The organism is Bacterioplanoides pacificum, assembly GCF_042648445.1.
Classification (GTDB): Bacteria; Pseudomonadota; Gammaproteobacteria; order Pseudomonadales; family Oceanobacteraceae; genus Bacterioplanoides; species Bacterioplanoides pacificum.
Genome location: NZ_JBHRYB010000005.1, coordinates 38,085 through 55,302, shown reverse-complemented (window position 1 = coordinate 55,302; position 17,218 = coordinate 38,085). Strand labels below are relative to the sequence as shown.

14 protein-coding genes are annotated in these 17,218 nt (G+C 51.6%); 5 read left to right on the top strand and 9 right to left on the bottom strand.

Translation table 11 applies throughout. The features are described 5' to 3' along the window. The 9 genes from aceE to ACFOMG_RS04830 all read right to left on the bottom strand — a co-directional run bounded on the left by aceE (position 1) and on the right by ACFOMG_RS04830 (position 12,016). The gene (gene aceE, locus ACFOMG_RS04870; protein WP_376865139.1) at positions 1-2,649 is read right to left on the bottom strand and encodes a pyruvate dehydrogenase (acetyl-transferring), homodimeric type; all 2,649 of its coding nucleotides are present in this window, start codon (positions 2,647-2,649) and stop codon (positions 1-3) included. Between the two features lie 470 nt (positions 2,650-3,119). Then, on the bottom strand, positions 3,120-3,590 hold the full coding sequence (locus tag ACFOMG_RS04865; protein ID WP_376865138.1) for an FKBP-type peptidyl-prolyl cis-trans isomerase: 471 nt from the start codon (positions 3,588-3,590) through the stop codon (positions 3,120-3,122). A 311-nt stretch (positions 3,591-3,901) separates the two neighbouring features. Further along, a complete protein-coding gene (locus tag ACFOMG_RS04860) occupies positions 3,902-4,387 on the bottom strand; it encodes an FKBP-type peptidyl-prolyl cis-trans isomerase (RefSeq protein WP_376865137.1) in 486 nt (161 codons plus the stop codon). Between the two features lie 116 nt (positions 4,388-4,503). Then, the gene (locus ACFOMG_RS04855) at positions 4,504-5,670 is read right to left on the bottom strand and encodes a DUF4124 domain-containing protein (RefSeq protein ID WP_376865136.1); all 1,167 of its coding nucleotides are present in this window, start codon (positions 5,668-5,670) and stop codon (positions 4,504-4,506) included. A gap of 3 nt (positions 5,671-5,673) precedes the next feature. Then, positions 5,674-6,849: a DUF4124 domain-containing protein gene (locus tag ACFOMG_RS04850; protein WP_376865134.1), complete on the bottom strand. Its 1,176-nt coding sequence runs from the start codon at positions 6,847-6,849 to the stop codon at positions 5,674-5,676. 11 nt (positions 6,850-6,860) lie between these two features. Further along, the gene (locus ACFOMG_RS04845) at positions 6,861-9,170 is read right to left on the bottom strand and encodes an ATP-dependent helicase (protein ID WP_376865132.1); all 2,310 of its coding nucleotides are present in this window, start codon (positions 9,168-9,170) and stop codon (positions 6,861-6,863) included. Between the two features lie 169 nt (positions 9,171-9,339). Then, complete coding sequence (trpS, locus tag ACFOMG_RS04840; protein ID WP_376865131.1) at positions 9,340-10,359, bottom strand: tryptophan--tRNA ligase; 1,020 nt, start codon at positions 10,357-10,359, stop codon at positions 9,340-9,342. A gap of 124 nt (positions 10,360-10,483) precedes the next feature. Then, the gene (locus ACFOMG_RS04835; RefSeq protein WP_376865129.1) at positions 10,484-11,104 is read right to left on the bottom strand and encodes an L-threonylcarbamoyladenylate synthase; all 621 of its coding nucleotides are present in this window, start codon (positions 11,102-11,104) and stop codon (positions 10,484-10,486) included. Between the two features lie 57 nt (positions 11,105-11,161). Then, positions 11,162-12,016, bottom strand: coding sequence for a PHP domain-containing protein (locus ACFOMG_RS04830; RefSeq protein ID WP_376865128.1), 855 nt, complete (start codon positions 12,014-12,016; stop codon positions 11,162-11,164). A 78-nt stretch (positions 12,017-12,094) separates the two neighbouring features. Between ACFOMG_RS04830 and ACFOMG_RS04825 the strand changes: the two genes are divergently transcribed. The 5 genes from ACFOMG_RS04825 to sufD all read left to right on the top strand — a co-directional run bounded on the left by ACFOMG_RS04825 (position 12,095) and on the right by sufD (position 17,189). Further along, positions 12,095-12,394 carry a YciI family protein gene (locus tag ACFOMG_RS04825; RefSeq protein ID WP_376865127.1) on the top strand — a complete coding sequence of 100 codons (300 nt, stop codon included), beginning with the start codon at positions 12,095-12,097 and terminating at the stop codon, positions 12,392-12,394. Positions 12,395-12,432: 38 nt separating this feature from the next. Beyond that, positions 12,433-13,098 carry a TIGR04211 family SH3 domain-containing protein gene (locus ACFOMG_RS04820; RefSeq protein ID WP_376865126.1) on the top strand — a complete coding sequence of 222 codons (666 nt, stop codon included), beginning with the start codon at positions 12,433-12,435 and terminating at the stop codon, positions 13,096-13,098. Positions 13,099-13,431: 333 nt separating this feature from the next. Continuing rightward, positions 13,432-14,898, top strand: coding sequence for a Fe-S cluster assembly protein SufB (gene sufB, locus ACFOMG_RS04815; RefSeq protein WP_376865125.1), 1,467 nt, complete (start codon positions 13,432-13,434; stop codon positions 14,896-14,898). Between the two features lie 223 nt (positions 14,899-15,121). Then, positions 15,122-15,874 carry a Fe-S cluster assembly ATPase SufC gene (gene sufC, locus ACFOMG_RS04810; protein WP_376865124.1) on the top strand — a complete coding sequence of 251 codons (753 nt, stop codon included), beginning with the start codon at positions 15,122-15,124 and terminating at the stop codon, positions 15,872-15,874. 10 nt (positions 15,875-15,884) lie between these two features. Continuing rightward, positions 15,885-17,189 (top strand): Fe-S cluster assembly protein SufD, encoded by a 1,305-nt coding sequence (sufD, locus tag ACFOMG_RS04805; RefSeq protein WP_376865123.1) that lies wholly within the window; start codon positions 15,885-15,887, stop codon positions 17,187-17,189. Positions 17,190-17,218 lie beyond the last annotated feature (29 nt).

The window sequence follows — 17,218 nt, the reverse complement described above, 5'->3', positions numbered from 1 at the left end:
TCAGCTCAGTGTCGGATCGGCTTTTGCCGCGTCAATGCCCAGCTGCTGGCGAACCTTTTGCAGTTCAGCCGTGTCGAATTTTCCTTGTTTGGCCAGACTGGTTAATGCCGACAGCACAATAAATTCGCGGCTGACTTCGAAGAACTGACGCAGTTTTTTACGGGTATCCGAACGTCCGAAGCCATCGGTACCCAATACTTTAAAATCACCGGGTACGTAAGCGCGCAACTGCTCGCCATACGATTTAATATAATCCGAGGCAAAAATAAACGGCCCTTCTTCAAACTGCAGCTGCTGGGTGATATAAGGCACTTCGGCGGCGTTTTCCGGATGCAATAAGTTATTGCGTTCACAACGCTGGCCATCACGCGCCAGTTCGTTCACCGACGTCACACTCCAGACATCCGATTCAATCGCATAGTCGTCGCGCAGAATATCGGCTGCGGCTTCCACTTCCCGTAAGATGGTGCCTGACCCCATCAGCTGTACCCGAACATCGGCTTTTTTACCTTCTTTCAACCGATACATACCTTTAACAATGCCCTGCTCTGCACCTTGTGGCATTTCCGGATGAGCGTAGTTTTCGTTCATGGTGGTAATGTAATAAAAACAGTTTTCCTGATCGTCATACATACGTTTCAGGCCATCCTGAACAATGACAGCCAGCTCAAAACCATAGGTCGGATCGTACGACCGGCAGTTCGGAATGGTGTGAGCCATTAAATGGCTGTGGCCATCCTGATGCTGCAGACCTTCACCGTTCAGTGTGGTACGACCAGACGTCGCCCCGATTAAGAAACCACGCGCCTGAATATCACCGGCTGCCCAGGCCAGGTCACCAATACGCTGGAAACCAAACATGGAATAAAACACATAAAACGGAATCATCGGGCAGTTGGAGTTACTGTATGCCGTTGCATTGGCAATCCAGGCCGACATAGCACCCGCTTCGTTGATGCCTTCCTCCATAATCTGGCCTTTTTTATCTTCCTTGTAATACATAATCTGGCTGTGATCATGCGGGGTATATTTCTGCCCGGCAGAAGAATAAATCCCTAACTGACGGAACATACCTTCCATACCAAAGGTGCGCGCTTCATCCGGCACGATCGGCACAATACGTTTGCCGATTTCTTTGTCTTTCACCAGTTGCGACAACACCCGTACAAAACTCATGGTAGAAGACATCTGCCGCTCACCACTGCCCGCCAGCTGACCTTTAAAGGTTTCCAGTGCCGGGACACTGAGGCGTTCAAATTCAGTACGGCGGGACGGAACCGGACCGTGCAGTTTCTCCCGGCGTTCACGCATGTATTTCATTTCCGGGCTGTCGGGTGCCGGACGATAATAAGGAACGGTTTCTAACTCTTTGTCGGTCAGCGGAATAGCAAATTTATCGCGGAAAGCTTTCAGTGCATCAATATCCAGCTTTTTAATCGAATGGGTATCATTGGCGGCCTCACCGGCATCCCCCATACCGTAACCTTTAACCGTTTGCGCCAGAATCACCGTAGGCTGACCTTTATGAGTCATAGCTTCCGCATAGGCGGCATACACTTTAAACGGGTCGTGACCACCACGGTTTAATTTAGCAATATCTTCATCAGACAACTCTGCGGCCAGTTCAGCCAGCTCCGGATAAGCGCCAAAGAAATGCTCACGGGTATACGCCGGGCCATTGGCTTTGTAGTTCTGCAGATCACCATCACACACTTCATCCATGCGTTTCTGCAACATGCCGGACTTATCTTTTTCCAGCAGCATATCCCAGTGACGACCCCAGACCACTTTAATTACGTTCCAGCCGGCACCACGGAACACACCTTCCAGCTCCTGCATGATTTTACCGTTACCACGCACCGGACCATCGAGACGCTGTAAATTGCAGTTAACAACAAAAATCAGATTTTCCAACTGCTCACGACCCGCCAGAGAAATAGCGCCCAGAGTTTCAGGCTCATCACATTCGCCATCCCCCAGGAAAGCCCAGACTTTACGATCACCACGGGGCGACAAATCACGGGCCGACAGATAACGCATAACATGCGCCTGATAAATGGCCTGAATCGGACCCAGGCCCATCGATACCGTGGGAAACTGCCAGTAGTCCGGCATCAGCCAGGGGTGCGGGTAAGACGACAAACCATTGCCATCCACTTCGCGGCGGAAATTATCCAGTTGCTCTTCGTCAAACCGGCCTTCGAGATAAGAACGGGCGTAAATACCCGGTGCAATATGACCCTGGAAATAAATCAGATCACCCAGATGGCCGTCTTCATTACCGCGGAAGAAATAGTTAAACGCCACATCGTATAAAGTGGCAGACGATGCAAACGAAGCGATATGCCCGCCCAGACCTTCATCGTTATCGTTAGCACGCATCACCATCGCCAGCGCATTCCAGCGAATCAGCGAGCGGATACGACGCTCCATAAACAGATCGCCCGGCATGCGCTTTTCTTTTTCCGGCGCAATGGTATTGCGATAGGGAGTGGTAATCGCCTGAGGTAAAGCAACACCTTTATCCAGCGCGTTATCGAATAATTGTTTCAGCAGAAAAGCAGCCCGCTCCGGGCCCGCATGGCGAATAGTAGCGTGTAATGAATCCAGCCATTCCTGGGTTTCATATACGTCGATATCGTCGGTCATTGAGTAATCCTGTCAGTTTTCAACAAAGTCCACAGCAAGATGATTCATTCATCAAATTGGTCTTACCTATTACCCGCAATCATTAGTAATCAGTACAAAAGTTCTAAATTAACTGGGGTATTAAGCCTTGCGAATGTGACCAATACATCACATTCATGTAAGTTATTCCCGTCATTTTTAATCTTGATGAAAGTTTGAACGCTTTTAATGGCAACAACAAGCCCCTCTTGTAATTTTTTTACAAGAGCGTGTTTGATTCTCGACTAAGGTCTAAAAGATCCGATTAGTATTAAAACCCGGCTGACACCGGTAATTACGCAAACCTGGCGGGGGAACTACTGCCCGGCTGTGAACCAGGCGCACAGCAACCATGAAAGGAAAGAAAAGTGAAGACGGCAGAACAGCCAGCCCTTATCGCTGCAACACCATAAGGGCTGATACCACAGCAGCTGATACAACAGCGGCTGAAATTACAGCACCTCCAGCAGTTCGACATCAAAAATCAGCATCGAACCCGGGGGAATAACACCGGCAGCACGATCGCCATACGCCAGTGGCGCCGGAATAAACAAGCGGCTTTTTCCACCTTCCTGCATTAATTGCAGACCTTCGGTCCAGCCTGAAATAACCTGATTCAGACCAAAGCTGATTGGCTGCCCGCGTTCTACCGAACTGTCGAATACCGTACCATCCAGCAGCGTACCGTGATAATGCACTTTTACCGTATCACTGGCTGTCGGACTGGCACCATCGCCGGCCCGTAATACCAGATACTGCAAACCCGAGGCCGTTTGCTGTACACCGTCTTTAGTGCGGTTTTCGTTCCAGAAAGCTTCGGCCCGGGCGCGGTTTTCCTCAGCCAGCTTTTTACCATTCAGTGCTTTACGAATTCCCCAGACGGCCAATAACACAATCACAACGGCGGCAATTAGGTTTACCATCGGCTACTCCTTATTGTTAAACCTGATAATTAAATGATTGATACCACAAATCACAACCATAAAAAAAGCCGCTCAGGCGGCTCAGACTGCTGACAAAGTCCAGCAGCCTCTTTCATTGCAGATGAAATCCCCACTAATAACTCAAAATAAGCAGAGTTTTACCTTGATATCTCCACCCCAGAGGGGCGGAGATGTAAGTTTAGGAGCTATTTCCCCACCCTTCGGGTGGGGAAATTAGCAGGATTTAAATAATAGGGGTTTTTCATCAAGCTGAAGCCGCTCAGGCGGCTTTTTTTAACAGCAATAACCACTCAGTGATCGTGGCCTTCCGGACCATGAACATGGCCATGAGCCTTTTCTTCGTCAGATGCGTCGCGGATCGACTCCACTTTAACACTGAAAGACAGAGACTTACCCGCCAGCGGGTGGTTGGCATCTACAGTCACTTCTGTTTCGTCCACTTCGGTCACAATCAGGTTAACCGGGCCGTGTTCGGTATCTGCAGTAAATGCCATACCGGGTTCAACTTTTTCCACGCCCTCAAATGCTTCTGCCGGTACTTTCTGAACACGCTCATCGCTGTATTCGCCATACGCATCAACGGGTGCAACGGTTACTTCAAACTCATCACCTACCTGCTTACCTTCCAGTGCATTCTCCAGCCCCGGAATAATATTCTGCGCACCGTGCAAATAGGTCATAGGAGCGCCGCCTTCGGAAGAGTCGATCACGTCGCCGGAATCCACATCAACCACTTTGTAGTGAATAGTCACAACCTTGTGCTGTGCAATAGTCATAATAAATCCTGTCTGTCAGCCGTAGGTGAAAAAAAAGCAGGTAGCTGACACTACCTGCTTTACGTCCGGGCCAGTATAACGAGATCAACTTGTAATTAACAAGGATGGCCGGCGGATTAGTAATAATGAGTCCGGTACTTTCCGGCCATCAGCCACTGCTGGTACGCCTGCGCGGCACCGTCCAGTCCGGCGGGGTAATCGGCAGCAAAAAGACGCTCAGGCTGATACGGTGCACAAGGCGTTGTTGCAAAATACGCCAGCGTACGGCTAAACCATTGCTGACCTTCAACATGGCCTAATAAAAAATGCACCATCGCAGCCGCATGCTGATAATGCAGCGTCTGCTGGCTGGCATTAAAGTCCCGGTGGCTGATCGTTACCAGCTGCCGGAAATACTCTTCGCCCTGCTGCGCCAGCGGCGCAAAGGCTCCGCGGTCGGCTGCGATACTGGCTGAACTGAGTTGCCACTGCAGCCGCTCCAGGTACTGTGCCATACCTTCGCTGATCCAGATCGGGGTACTGCCTAACATGCCCAGCATCATGGCGTGCGCCATTTCATGCCGCGCCACTCTCAGAGTTGCCTGCTGCTGTGGCTGAGCAGCCAGGAATGCCTGATTCTGATTACCATCGTAATAAGCGTACCAGCCCGCATCTTTGCCTTGCCGGACCTTAAATTGCTCAAACGCCGGCTGGCTGGCAAACACCACCAGATTCAGATTAATCTGACGCCAGTATGCTTTAGGGATATAACGCGTCAGAATACGGTACAACAATTGTGATTCTTTCTGCAGCGCGGCACTCAGGCTGGTATCACCATCCCAGCCGCGATAGTCCAGCGTCAGCTTAATCCCCTGCGTCTGGCGGGCGTAACGTTTACTCAGATCATCGGCGTCAGCACGTTGGGTTTTATCACCAAAATGTACCCGGCCGTTGTCATCGGTCCAGCGATACACGGCCGCCGACTGCACAGCGGTAATGTCCTGTGTCGGCGGTTTGATACAAGGGGATGTCGCATTTAACCATTGCGGCAGCGCAGCATGAACACCCGGCAACGATCCGGCCGAATCCATCACCGCGCCCGGCATCAAAGCAGCATCCGTCAGCAAAGCAATAACCTGAGGCCACAGCCAGCGGCCGGCCGGATTAATCCGGGCTGCCAGTGAATCGCCAGGCAGCTGACTGAGCCAATCGCGGCGTTGCGCAAAGGCACTGTAAGCCCACAATAATTCGCTGACCAGCAATATCAGCAACAAGATTAAACCTGTCTGACGCACAATCTTCATGACTTATAACCTGTGTGGGTAAAACTCCTGGTGTTCCAGCCAGCGCTGAAAACCCCGTTCCAGTTTTTCGACGCCTCCCGGATAATAACGTTTCAGCGGCTCGGCAATGGCGACCTGCTGACAATTCCAGTCGGCATAATAACCTAACAGTTCACTGAACAGCCGCCGTCCATCAGCATGGTCGCGCAAAAAGAAAAAGAACGCATAGGCTTCACTGCGCCGGGATAGTTTAAAACCACTGTGATACTCATTGTGGCTGAAGTTAAGCAGCTCTGTCAGCGGCAATCGTTTCTGTCCGGCCGCTGAACGCAAGACAGAATACGGCGGTTCCACCAGGGCGGTATTCATATTACGTTCAATTCGCTCAAAATATTGTCCCGCACCTTCCGACAACCAGGTTGGCAAGGTGCCAACCTGAGCAGTCAGCAGAGCATGAACAATTTCATGACGAATACTCTTCATCGCCGGGTTTCGCGGGTCATTAACGGAAACATACGCCACAGCCTTACCGTCCTGCTGATAAGGCATAGGCTGACGCGTGCCCGGAAATTGCGTGCGGATGTGTTTTTCCATACGGCGGAAATTCCGGAATACCCGTAATTCCAGAGCCACTGGCCGACGCCATGCTGCCGGCAGCCATGATTGCAACTCACGGTATAACGCACTGGCTTCCTGCTGCAGCCGGTTAACAATCAGTTGATCCGCTTCACCATCCGCAAAGGTCAGCGTGACGGCCACCTTTTGTTTAGCAGAGGTCATACCCACCACATCAGCACTGTTGCGCTCTTGTTGCTTATCACCAAAATGCACCTTACCGTTTGCATCCACCCAACGATAAATTTCGCGGCGGTTGTTCGCCACGGGTTGTTCCGCCTGCAGCGGTTGAAAACAATGATTAACACCGTGCGCAAACAGATTAAACGGGCTTTTTGCAGCCGGACTTCTGTCGGCTTGCGGATAGTTTATCGTGACTGCTGCTGCGATTGGCTGAGGGTCGCGGATGGCGCGCCACAGTTGCGGCAGAAATAACCGGTATTGCTGGCTGTTAATATACTTTTCCAGCTTCAACTGAGTTAATACCTGATGACGCCTGTCCGGCTGAGCCACAAACCAGGCTGCTTCAGACACCACCAGCAGCAGAATTAACCAATAAACAGTCTGCTTTAGTACCGTTTTCATTAATAACATCCTTATCCATCGTAACTGAGAAAATCAGCCGCTTTTTTGCGGTCAAAGGTGCGCAGTTTATGGTCATTATCAAAGCGCACTTTAATGTAGTTTTCATCCTGCGATAAAATATAGCCGCGGCCAAATACCTCGTGCAGCACACGTTGTTTTTCCTGCGGTTCGGGGTATTTGCGTTCAATAATATAATCCTGCGGCATTTCTCTGGCCGCTACAGCAGGGGCGCTACTGAGCTCTAATACGGCGTTCACCTGCCTGCAATAGTCCGCCAGCCATGGCGGAGGTGCTGTGGTCAACTCCAGCTGAGTCTGTTGCTGATTCAGCGCTTGCGCCAGCTGCTGACATTGTGTGATGTTCAGTTCATGCTGAAAACGACTCAGCCGCTCAGCCGGGGCATGATTTTTCTGGCGCGATAAATCCGTCGCCGGTGCCAGCAGATGCAACTGTTGCTGGCTGCGGGTCATCGCGACATACAATAACCGCCGCTCACTTTCTTCACTGGCCGCGGTGGTAAACTCACCTTCCGGCGTGTACGGGTAATAATGAGCGTTTAAGCCGGGAATAATCACCACCGGCCATTCCAGCCCCTTACTTTTGTGAATGGAAGTCAGATGTACTCCGGTATTATTATCCTGCTGCAAACGCTGTTGCTTAAGCTGCAATAAATAATCATACGCCTGCGCAGAGGCCTGCTGACTGTCGCGGATAAAAGCGATAAAGGATTTGATGGTTTGTTGCCGGTCTTCTATTTGCTGGGCTGAAAAGGCGCTGTCTTCGATGCCCTGGTACAGGTCGGTTTGTTCGATATAGTCCTGCAAAATGCGATAGGCCGAGGTATTTACAAACTCAGCATTAGCCAGCACCGCGGCACGGTCTTCCAGCTGCTCACGCTGCCACTTCGACAGCTCCGGAGGAATCGCCGCCAGCAGTGCCTCGGAGAAGTCCGTTTCCGCCTGGCTCAGTTGTCGCGCTACCTGTTCCAGCATACTGCGTTTTATTTTCGGATACGGAGTGGTAAGAATATGCAGCCAGGCTTTTTCCCGCTCAGCCTGGGTGCGCTGGCCGAAACGACCGGCAGCTATTTCCAGCAGCAACCAGAAAACATGTAACTCCCAGCGATCCAGCACCGATAACGAATTATGCAACTGATACGGAATTTTTTTCTGCAATAACGTCAGTTCGACCGGCGCACATAAAGCCCACAAGCGGTTAATAACGGCAATTTGTTCCAGCGGCCGCTGAGCACTTTCCGCTTCAATTAATTTAACGATCAGTCCGGCTTCATAACGGGCACGATGTAACTTAACACGACTGACCGGTGTGTTTGAGTGTGACAAACACAACACCGCATCGCGTTGCTGATTATGGCTGATCAGTTGATTGGCCAGCAGAGAAATTTCATGGCCGTAACGAAAGGTGTGCGGCAACTGATAACGCTGCACCGGCTGATCATTAAAACGCCGGTCAAACTGTTCGATAATAAACTCCGGCCTGGAACCGCGGAATTCATAAATTGTCTGGTCCGGATCACCAATCACCATCAGCGAACCGCGGCCACCGTGCAACACCTCGAGAAAATATTGCTGAATTTCGTTAATGTCCTGGTATTCATCCACCAGAATCCACTGCATATGGCCGCCAAACTGACGCGCCAGTTGTGGATCTTGCTGAAAACACCTCACCGGATCATAAATCATATCACTGAAGCTGATCCGGCCCTGCTGTTTACGCCAGCTTTCGAACTGTTCAAACACCGTGATAAATAAACGACAGGCCGGCGGGTAGTCCAGTGTTTCAAACACCTCGGCCGCGGGTGACAATCCGGCTTTTACCAGATCGATAAACGCCATCGCCGGCTCTACCCACTTTTTTTTCTGCGACAGTATTTCCTGCCGGGTATCGTCATCCGCGGCCTGCTGCAATAACCGCCAGACCACGTTTTCCACCTCACCGTCAGATAACAGCTTCTGGCCAAACGCGGGTAACACCTGCTGCTGAATCAGACGCTGATAAATGCGTAACCCCAGTGAATGAAAGGTACGGATCTCCGGTAATGCCTGCTGTGGCAACAAACGCTGCAGCTTCGCCTCAAAATCAAGCTGTGCCGCTTTGTTATACATCAGCACCAACATGCGCCGCGGAACCACACCCTGCTGCAGCCGGGCAGCGATAAAGTGCGTCAGCGTGGTGGTTTTACCGGCGCCCGCCACAGCAATCACTTTGGCATGGCCGTGCTGGTGGTTCACCACGGCCTGCTGTTGTGCCGTCAGTTCCGCTGTCGTCTGATATTGTGTTTGTGTTGCTGATGTCGTCAAAATCGCCCCCGCCTGCTGGCGTCATTCTAACTGAAAGCACCGCATTATCTAAACCGGCTAAGCACCTGCTGACACAATAACCTGCGCCAATCAGCCAGCATAAAAAAGCCGGTTACTGCTGAGTGGCAATAACCGGCGTTGTCAGAGTCTGACGGACCGACAGTGACGCTTATTTCAGACCGGCAATACCGACAGCTTCACGCACTTTTTCCATCATAGGGACACTCAGCTGACGGGCTTTTTCTGCGCCTTTCTGCAGCTCTTCCTCAATATCCTGCGGACGGGACATCAGATCATTGTATTTTTCCCGTGCTTCACCAATTTCTTCATTAATCAGTGCAAACAACTGTTTTTTCGCATCACCCCAGCCAATACCATCAGCAAACTGCTGACGCATCTCTGCGGTTTGAGCTTCACTAGCAAACGCCTGCCAGATCTGGAATACGGTTGACGTATCCGGATCCTTGGCTTCACCGGGCTCCAGCAAATTGGTTTTGATTTTATTAATGTGTTTCTGCAATTGTTTTTCGCTCAGGAACAGCGGGATGGTATTGCCGTAACTCTTGCTCATTTTACGACCATCCAGGCCCTGCAATACCGCGACATTATCACCCACCACATGTTCTGGCAGGGTCATCAGCGGGTTCTTTTTACTGCAGAAAATATGATTAAAACGCTGCCCCATATCGCGCGCCATTTCAATGTGCTGAATCTGATCTTTGCCCACAGGTACTTTATGAGCACCAAACATCAGAATGTCTGCCGCCATTAACACTGGGTAGTTAAACAACCCCATGGTCACGGCTTTATCAGCGTCTTCGCCTTCTTCCAGATTGGCATCCACCGCGGCTTTATAAGCATGGGCGCGGTTCATCAGGCCTTTCGAGCAAACGCAGTTCAGCATCCACATCAGTTCAGGAATTTCACGAATATCCGACTGACGATAAAACGTGGTGATATCGGTATCCAGCCCCAGCGCCAGCCAGGTAGCCGCGATTTCTTTGGTTGACTGATGTACCTGGGCCGGATCATGACATTTGATCAGGGCATGGTAATCGGCCAGAAAAAAGAAAGACTCAAACTCACTGCTGCGGCTGGCTTCAATCGCCGGACGGATAGCGCCGACGTAGTTACCCAGGTGAGGAGTACCGGTGGTGGTAATACCGGTAAGAACGCGCTGCTTACTCATGGAACGGACTCTGTTAGAACTGAGAGAATTTACGAATGCGGTATGATACCCGTTTCACTGCAGTGAACAAAGCGAACCACCCGATCAATCTGACAACAGACGACGTAAGCAGCGGCGGCAACGATCAGTTAAATGCGGAGGCGTCGCCCACGCCCTGACGTAATAACAGCGGCACTTCGTCGGTCATATCAATCACAGTGGTGGCTTCAAAGCCACAATAACCACCGTCGATTACCAGATCCAGCTCATGTTCCAGCTGCTGACGAATATCGTAAGGATCCGACATCGGCATTTCATCACCCGGCATGATCAGCGAAGTGGTCATGATGGGTTCATTCATTTCCGCCGCCAGATCCATGGCGATTTTATTATCCGGCACCCGGATGCCAATGGTGCGTTTTTTCGGATGCATCAGCAGTCGCGGCACCTGGCGGGTCGCCTCCAGAATAAAGGTATAGGCTCCGGGCGTATGGGCTTTTAATAAGCGGTACTGGCTGTTATCCACTTTGGCAAAATCAGATAACTCCGATAAATCGCGACACAGCAGGGTAAAATTATGATGCTTATCGAGCTGGCGTAAACGCCGCACTTTTTCAGTGGCGCTTTTATCACCAATACGACAGGCCAGCGCATAAGCGCAATCGGTAGGAATTACCGCCAGACCACCCGCACGCAGAATTTCTGCAGCTTGTTTGATCAGCCGTGCCTGGGGGTTTTCCGGGTGAATCTGGAAAAACTGACTCATTATTTATCTCCGTAACTGCCGCTAACACAGCGACAGATTAAAAACAGCGCTGGGAACTCAGCCCCAGTCTGACCACACCGGCTCAATCTCTTGCGGAAAGCCGGGCATGACACCCAGATCCAGGCCAAACCGGTTTGGCCCATGAAAATCACTGCCGCAGGATCCTTTCAGATTAAAGTCTTTGGCCAGGCGCACCATTTCGCCCTGCTGGCCAGCGTCCATCATGCCATAAGCCACTTCAATGGCACTGCCACCGGCGTCAACAAAATCGTCCATACAGGCACGCAATTTAGTGCGCGTCATATTATACAGATGGGCATGGGCCATCACGGCGTCGCCGCCGGCGGCAACAATCCACTTCACCACCGTCTCCAGTTCTGGCCAGCTGGCTTTTACATCACCGACCTTGCCAGCCCCCAGGTATTTTTTAAACGCACTGGCCATATCCGGCACCAGCCCCTGATTTACCAGATATTGGGCAAAGTGCGGGCGACCGACCAGTTCACTGCCGTCATCGTTATCACCACCGGCCAGCGCCTGAATGTCGCGGATATCGATATCATGGTTCAGTTTTTTACTCAGACGCTCGGCAATAATCAGCGAGCGTTGCTTACGCGCCGCGGTTTGTTGCGCTTCGGCTTCCAGCATGGCCGGACTTTGCGGGTCGAAGTTCAGCCCGACAATATGAATGGTCACCCCACCCCAGACACACGACAATTCAATGCCTGGAATCAGCCGTAACTGGTTAGCCTGCGCCACCGGTAAAGCGCGGCGAAATCCTTCCACGGTATCATGGTCGGTAATCGCCAGGGTTTTTACGCCACGTTCACAGGCGCGTAATACCAGCTCAGCCGGCTCAAATTTGCCGTCGGATGCGGTGGTATGACAATGTAAATCGAATTCCGAGATCACGTGGACGCTCTACTCTGGTTGCGACATAATGCCCCATTGTAAACAAATGCGACCCAAACCATAAGGAGCCAGAGTCACATGTGGTATGCCATTATCAGTCAGGACGTTGAAAACAGCCTGGAAAAACGCCAGAGCGCCCGTCCGGCACACCTCGAACGCCTCAACGCCCTGAAAGATGAAGGCCGTCTGTTAATTGCCGGCCCCCACCCGGCCATCGACAGCAACGACCCGGGTGAAGCCGGTTTCAGCGGCAGCCTGGTGGTTGCCGAATTTGACTCACTCAGCGCCGCTCAGGCCTGGGCTGACGCCGATCCTTACGTCGCTGCCGGTGTTTACCAGCAGGTGACCGTTAAGCCATTCAAAAAAGTGCTGCCCTGAGCACCGTCTTCGTTATTGCCAAAATTAAGGACAGTATTGTGAAAAATATTCTGTTATTCATTGCCACCCTGATGTTCAGCCTGGGCGCCGCCGCCGTCGAAAAACGTTATGTCGCCGACACCCTGTGGCTGCAGTTACGCAGCGGGCCCAGCTCAGAATACCGCATCCTCAAAGCACTGCAGAGCGGCGAACATCTGATCTTTATTGAAGAAGATGAAGCAACCGGTTATACCCGGGTAAAAACCACCAAAGGCCTGGAAGGCTGGGTGTTAACCCGTTTCCTGCTGAATGAGCCGATTGCCAAAGAAAAGCTGATTCTGGCTAACCGCGAAATGGATAAACTGAAAGCCGAACTGAGCACCCTGAAAAGCCAGAAAGAAGAACTGAGCGCCCAGGTGGAAAACCTGAAGAGCGACCGCTCCGGCCTGAGCCGCAGTCAGGATAAACTGGAAAAAGAACTGAAACGGATTACCACAATATCCTCCAACGCCCTGGCTCTGGATGAAAAAAGTAAAAAACTGACCCAGCGTAACCAGGAGCTGGAAATTCAGGTTGAAGCGTTAACCGCCGAAAACGCGCAACTGCGCGACGATCGTCAGCAAACCTACCTGATTTATGGTGGCGGCCTGGTGATCATCGGCATTTTTGCCGGCCTAGTATTGCCATCACTGCGCGGCGGCAAACGCAGCGGCGGCTGGGCCTGAGCCGTCACATTGCCCGTTAACAGGCAGCCACCGGCTGCCTGTTTTGTTGTTACCATCGTTTTCCCGGCACCACTGCCAGCAAGCTCCCGCTCAGGTTTTGCCGACAAATTCCGGCCCTAAATAAGAACCTGTCTCAATTGGTCATATTTCAGCCATTTTGTTAGAATCCTGCCGCTGAGCAAAAAAGTATACCAATCTGGTATCAATTGTTTGCAAAGCCCCAAAGCCCGAGTAAAATACTCGGGTATAGAGCGACAGATCACACAGATTCACTGACCCGGGACTGGGTCATACGCTAAGCAGGAAGCCCGGCGCCAACCAAGAGACACAGCTATGAGCAGTGCAGAAATCGAGCTGAGCGGTAAAGATGCCGAAATCGGCAACCGCATCGACCGTGAATACCAGGCTGGTTTTATCACCGACATTGAGTCCGAAACCATTGCTCCGGGCCTCAATGAAGACGTAGTCCGTTGGATTTCCGCCAAAAAAGGCGAACCGGAATGGCTGACCGAATGGCGCCTGAAAGCGTTTCGCGCCTGGCAGGAAATGGCCGAGCCCGACTGGGCCCATGTGGAATACGAAAAACCCGATTTTCAGGCGTTATCGTATTATTCCGCACCCAAAAGCATGGAAGATAAACCCAAATCGCTTGACGAAGTCGACCCTGAACTGCTGCGCACCTACGAAAAACTGGGCATTCCATTGCACGAGCAAATGGCCCTGGCGGGCGTTGCCGTTGATGCCGTATTTGACTCCGTCTCCGTCGCCACCACCTTCCGCGAAAAACTGGCCGAAGCCGGTGTGATTTTTATGCCGCTGTCAGAAGCCGTACACGAACATCCGGAGCTGGTGAAAAAATACCTCGGCACTGTCGTTCCGCAACGCGACAACTTTTACGCGGCGCTGAACTCAGCGGTGTTCTCCGACGGCTCCTTTGTCTACATTCCCAAAGGTGTCCGCTGCCCGATGGAATTGTCGACCTATTTCCGCATCAACGAAGCTAAAACCGGTCAGTTTGAGCGTACTTTAATCGTTGCCGATGAAGGTTCTCACGTTTCTTACCTGGAAGGCTGTACCGCACCAATGCGTGACGAAAACCAGTTACACGCCGCAGTAGTTGAACTGGTTGCATTAGATGACGCTGAAATTAAATACTCTACCGTGCAGAACTGGTATCCCGGTGACGCTGAAGGTAAAGGCGGCATTTACAACTTCGTAACCAAACGGGCCGTGGCCCATACCAACGCCAAAGTCTCCTGGACCCAGGTAGAAACCGGCTCTGCTGTAACCTGGAAATACCCGAGCTGTATTTTAAAAGGTGATAACGCCGTTGGTGAGTTTTATTCGGTGGCGTTAACCAATAATTTCCAGCAGGCCGACACCGGCACCAAGATGATTCACCTGGGCAAAAACACCCGGTCCACCATCATCTCCAAAGGTATTTCTGCCGGCAAAAGTCAGAATGCGTACCGTGGTCTGGTGCGTATGGGCCCCAACGCTGCCGGCGCACGCAACTTTACCCAATGCGATTCACTGTTAATTGGTGATAAATGTGGCGCTCATACCTTCCCGTACATTGAGAGCAAGCACCCGTCTGCGGTGGTTGAACATGAAGCAACAACGTCAACCGTCAGCGACGACCAGCTGTTCCTGTGTCAGCAGCGTGGCATCGATACTGAAAAAGCCGTCTCTATGATTGTGAACGGTTTCTGTAAAGAGGTCTTTAAAGAGCTGCCAATGGAATTTGCGGTGGAAGCCGGCAAGTTATTAGAAGTATCGCTGGAAGGCTCGGTGGGCTGATTTACCAGAAAGCTCAGCCGCTATCAGATAAACACTGAAACGACAGACAACAAACAAAGAGGAGTCTGGCTCATTATCTTCTGCGGAACGCCATAAATACGTCCCTGTAGGCTCGTTCGCGGCATCCCTGCCGCCAAGGCCCGCCGAAGACAATAACCCAGACTCCTGCCGATAAGCCTTACAGGCGCTTATCGAAACGAATTCAAAAATTTTGGAAAACGCCATGATCAGCATCAAAAACCTGCAAGCCAAAGTTGAAGAAAAAGACATCCTCAAAGGCCTGAACCTGGAAATCAAACCCGGTGAAGTGCACGCCATCATGGGCCCGAACGGTGCTGGTAAAAGTACCCTGGGTAATGTGTTAGCCGGTCGTGAAGGGTATGAAGTCACCGGCGGCAGCGCTGAACTGAATGGCAAAGATATTCTTGAGCTGGACCCGGAAGAGCGTGCCCGCGAAGGTTTGTTCCTGGCGTTCCAGTATCCGGTAGAAATCCCGGGCGTTTCCAACCTGGAATTTTTAAAAGCCTCGGTGGATGCCGTACGGGAACAACAGGGTAAAGATGCGCTGGATTCCGTTCAGTTTTTAAAACTGGCGCGGGAAAAATGCAAAGCGGTAAACCTCGATCAGAGCTTCCTCAAACGTGGCGTTAATGAAGGTTTCTCCGGCGGCGAAAAAAAGCGTAACGAATTAATGCAGATGATGTTGCTGGAACCTCAGCTGTGTATCCTCGACGAAACCGACTCCGGTCTGGATATCGATGCCCTGCAGGTCGTAGCAGAAGGCGTAAACGCCATGCGTGATGACAACCGCAGTTTTATTGTGGTCACTCACTACCAGCGTTTGCTCGACTATATCGTTCCGGATTACGTCCATGTACTGGCCGATGGCAAAATCGTTAAGTCCGGTGGTAAAGAGCTGGCGCTGGAGCTGGAAGAAAAAGGCTATGGCTGGTTAGAAAGCGAAGCCGGACAATAAGGAGCAGGAAATGTCAGAACAATTTCAGGCTCAGCAGCTGGCACTGGCGGTTGAACAAGGTCCATTCGCGGCATTAAATAACGCCGGTCGCGATGCCTTTCAACAGGCACAAATACCGAACCGTAAAACCGAAGCGTGGAAATATACTTCTCTGCGCCATCTGACCGAAGGTGGTTATGGCGCCACCGCCAGCAGCCACAGCGCAGCCGGGCTGGATGATATCGCCACCATTCCGGCACTGGGCAGTCAGCGCCTGGTGTTTGTCAACGGTCAGTTATCGAAAGAATTATCCAGCAACGAAGCGTTAAATAACGTCACCCTGTTCAGCCAGGCCAACAGCGAACAGCAGGCACTGATCGCCGATAAGCTCGACACCATTATGGCTGGCCAGAATCGTCATTTATTTAACGAATTAAATAACGCCCAGCTAAGCGACGGTGTGTTATTGCACATTGGCAAAAATGAACAACCGCAACAGGCCGTTCAGATCAGCTGGTTAACCACCCGGCAAGACAACAACTTCACGGTTAATGCGCGTTTACTGGTGGTTATTGAACAGGGGGCAAATGCCACTCTGGTAGAGCATTACGGCTCAGCCGACAGCGAACAAAACAGCTTTACCAATGCGGTTAGCGAAATTGCGCTTGGTGCCAACGCCCGGCTGCAGCATTACCGCCTGAATATGGCCCAGCAGGATGCGTTACATATAGGCGCGACTCATGTCGATCTGGCGCGCGATGCTCAGTACCATTCGTTCCATTTAGGTCTGGGCAGCAAGCTGACGCGTAACGATGTGGTGGTGAACCACAACGCGGGTGGCTCACATGTGGAAATGAGCGGTGTTTATGTGCCGCAAAACAAACAGCTGGTCGACTTCCACACCTGCATCGAACATAAAGTGGCACACTGCACCTCCAACGAAGTGTTCCGCGGCATCATGAACGACAGCGCCAAAGCGGTATTTAACGGCCGTATTCATATTCATCCGGACGCCCAGAAAACCCTGGCCCAGATGAGCAACAAAAACCTGTTGCTGACCAACAGTGCTGAAGTGAATACCAAGCCCGAACTGGAAATTTATGCCGACGACGTCCAGTGTGCCCACGGTGCCACCGTCGCTCAACTGGAAGAAAAAGCGCTGTTTTATATGCAGAGCCGCGGCATCAGCAAAAATGAAGCCGAAGTTATGCTGAGTTTTGGTTTTATTAATGAATTGCTGGAAGCCCTGCCAGACGAAGCGATCGCCAACTACCTGCGCCCGGTACTGGCACACCGTTTTGGCCGCGACCAGTCGCTGGCTCGCCATATTGCTTAATGCGCTGATTTGATGCGCTAAAGAGAGAC

Coding starts and splice junctions, on each gene's coding strand:
- ACFOMG_RS04865 (WP_376865138.1), bottom strand. CDS start 3,590: ATGGTAAACCTAATTGCCGCCGTTGTGATTGTGTTATTGGCCGTCTGG.
- aceE (WP_376865139.1), bottom strand. CDS start 2,649: ATGACCGACGATATCGACGTATATGAAACCCAGGAATGGCTGGATTCA.
- ACFOMG_RS04860 (WP_376865137.1), bottom strand. CDS start 4,387: ATGACTATTGCACAGCACAAGGTTGTGACTATTCACTACAAAGTGGTT.
- ACFOMG_RS04835 (WP_376865129.1), bottom strand. CDS start 11,104: ATGAGTCAGTTTTTCCAGATTCACCCGGAAAACCCCCAGGCACGGCTG.
- ACFOMG_RS04850 (WP_376865134.1), bottom strand. CDS start 6,849: ATGAAAACGGTACTAAAGCAGACTGTTTATTGGTTAATTCTGCTGCTG.
- sufD (WP_376865123.1), top strand. CDS start 15,885: ATGTCAGAACAATTTCAGGCTCAGCAGCTGGCACTGGCGGTTGAACAA.
- ACFOMG_RS04825 (WP_376865127.1), top strand. CDS start 12,095: ATGTGGTATGCCATTATCAGTCAGGACGTTGAAAACAGCCTGGAAAAA.
- sufB (WP_376865125.1), top strand. CDS start 13,432: ATGAGCAGTGCAGAAATCGAGCTGAGCGGTAAAGATGCCGAAATCGGC.
- trpS (WP_376865131.1), bottom strand. CDS start 10,359: ATGAGTAAGCAGCGCGTTCTTACCGGTATTACCACCACCGGTACTCCT.
- ACFOMG_RS04855 (WP_376865136.1), bottom strand. CDS start 5,670: ATGAAGATTGTGCGTCAGACAGGTTTAATCTTGTTGCTGATATTGCTG.
- sufC (WP_376865124.1), top strand. CDS start 15,122: ATGATCAGCATCAAAAACCTGCAAGCCAAAGTTGAAGAAAAAGACATC.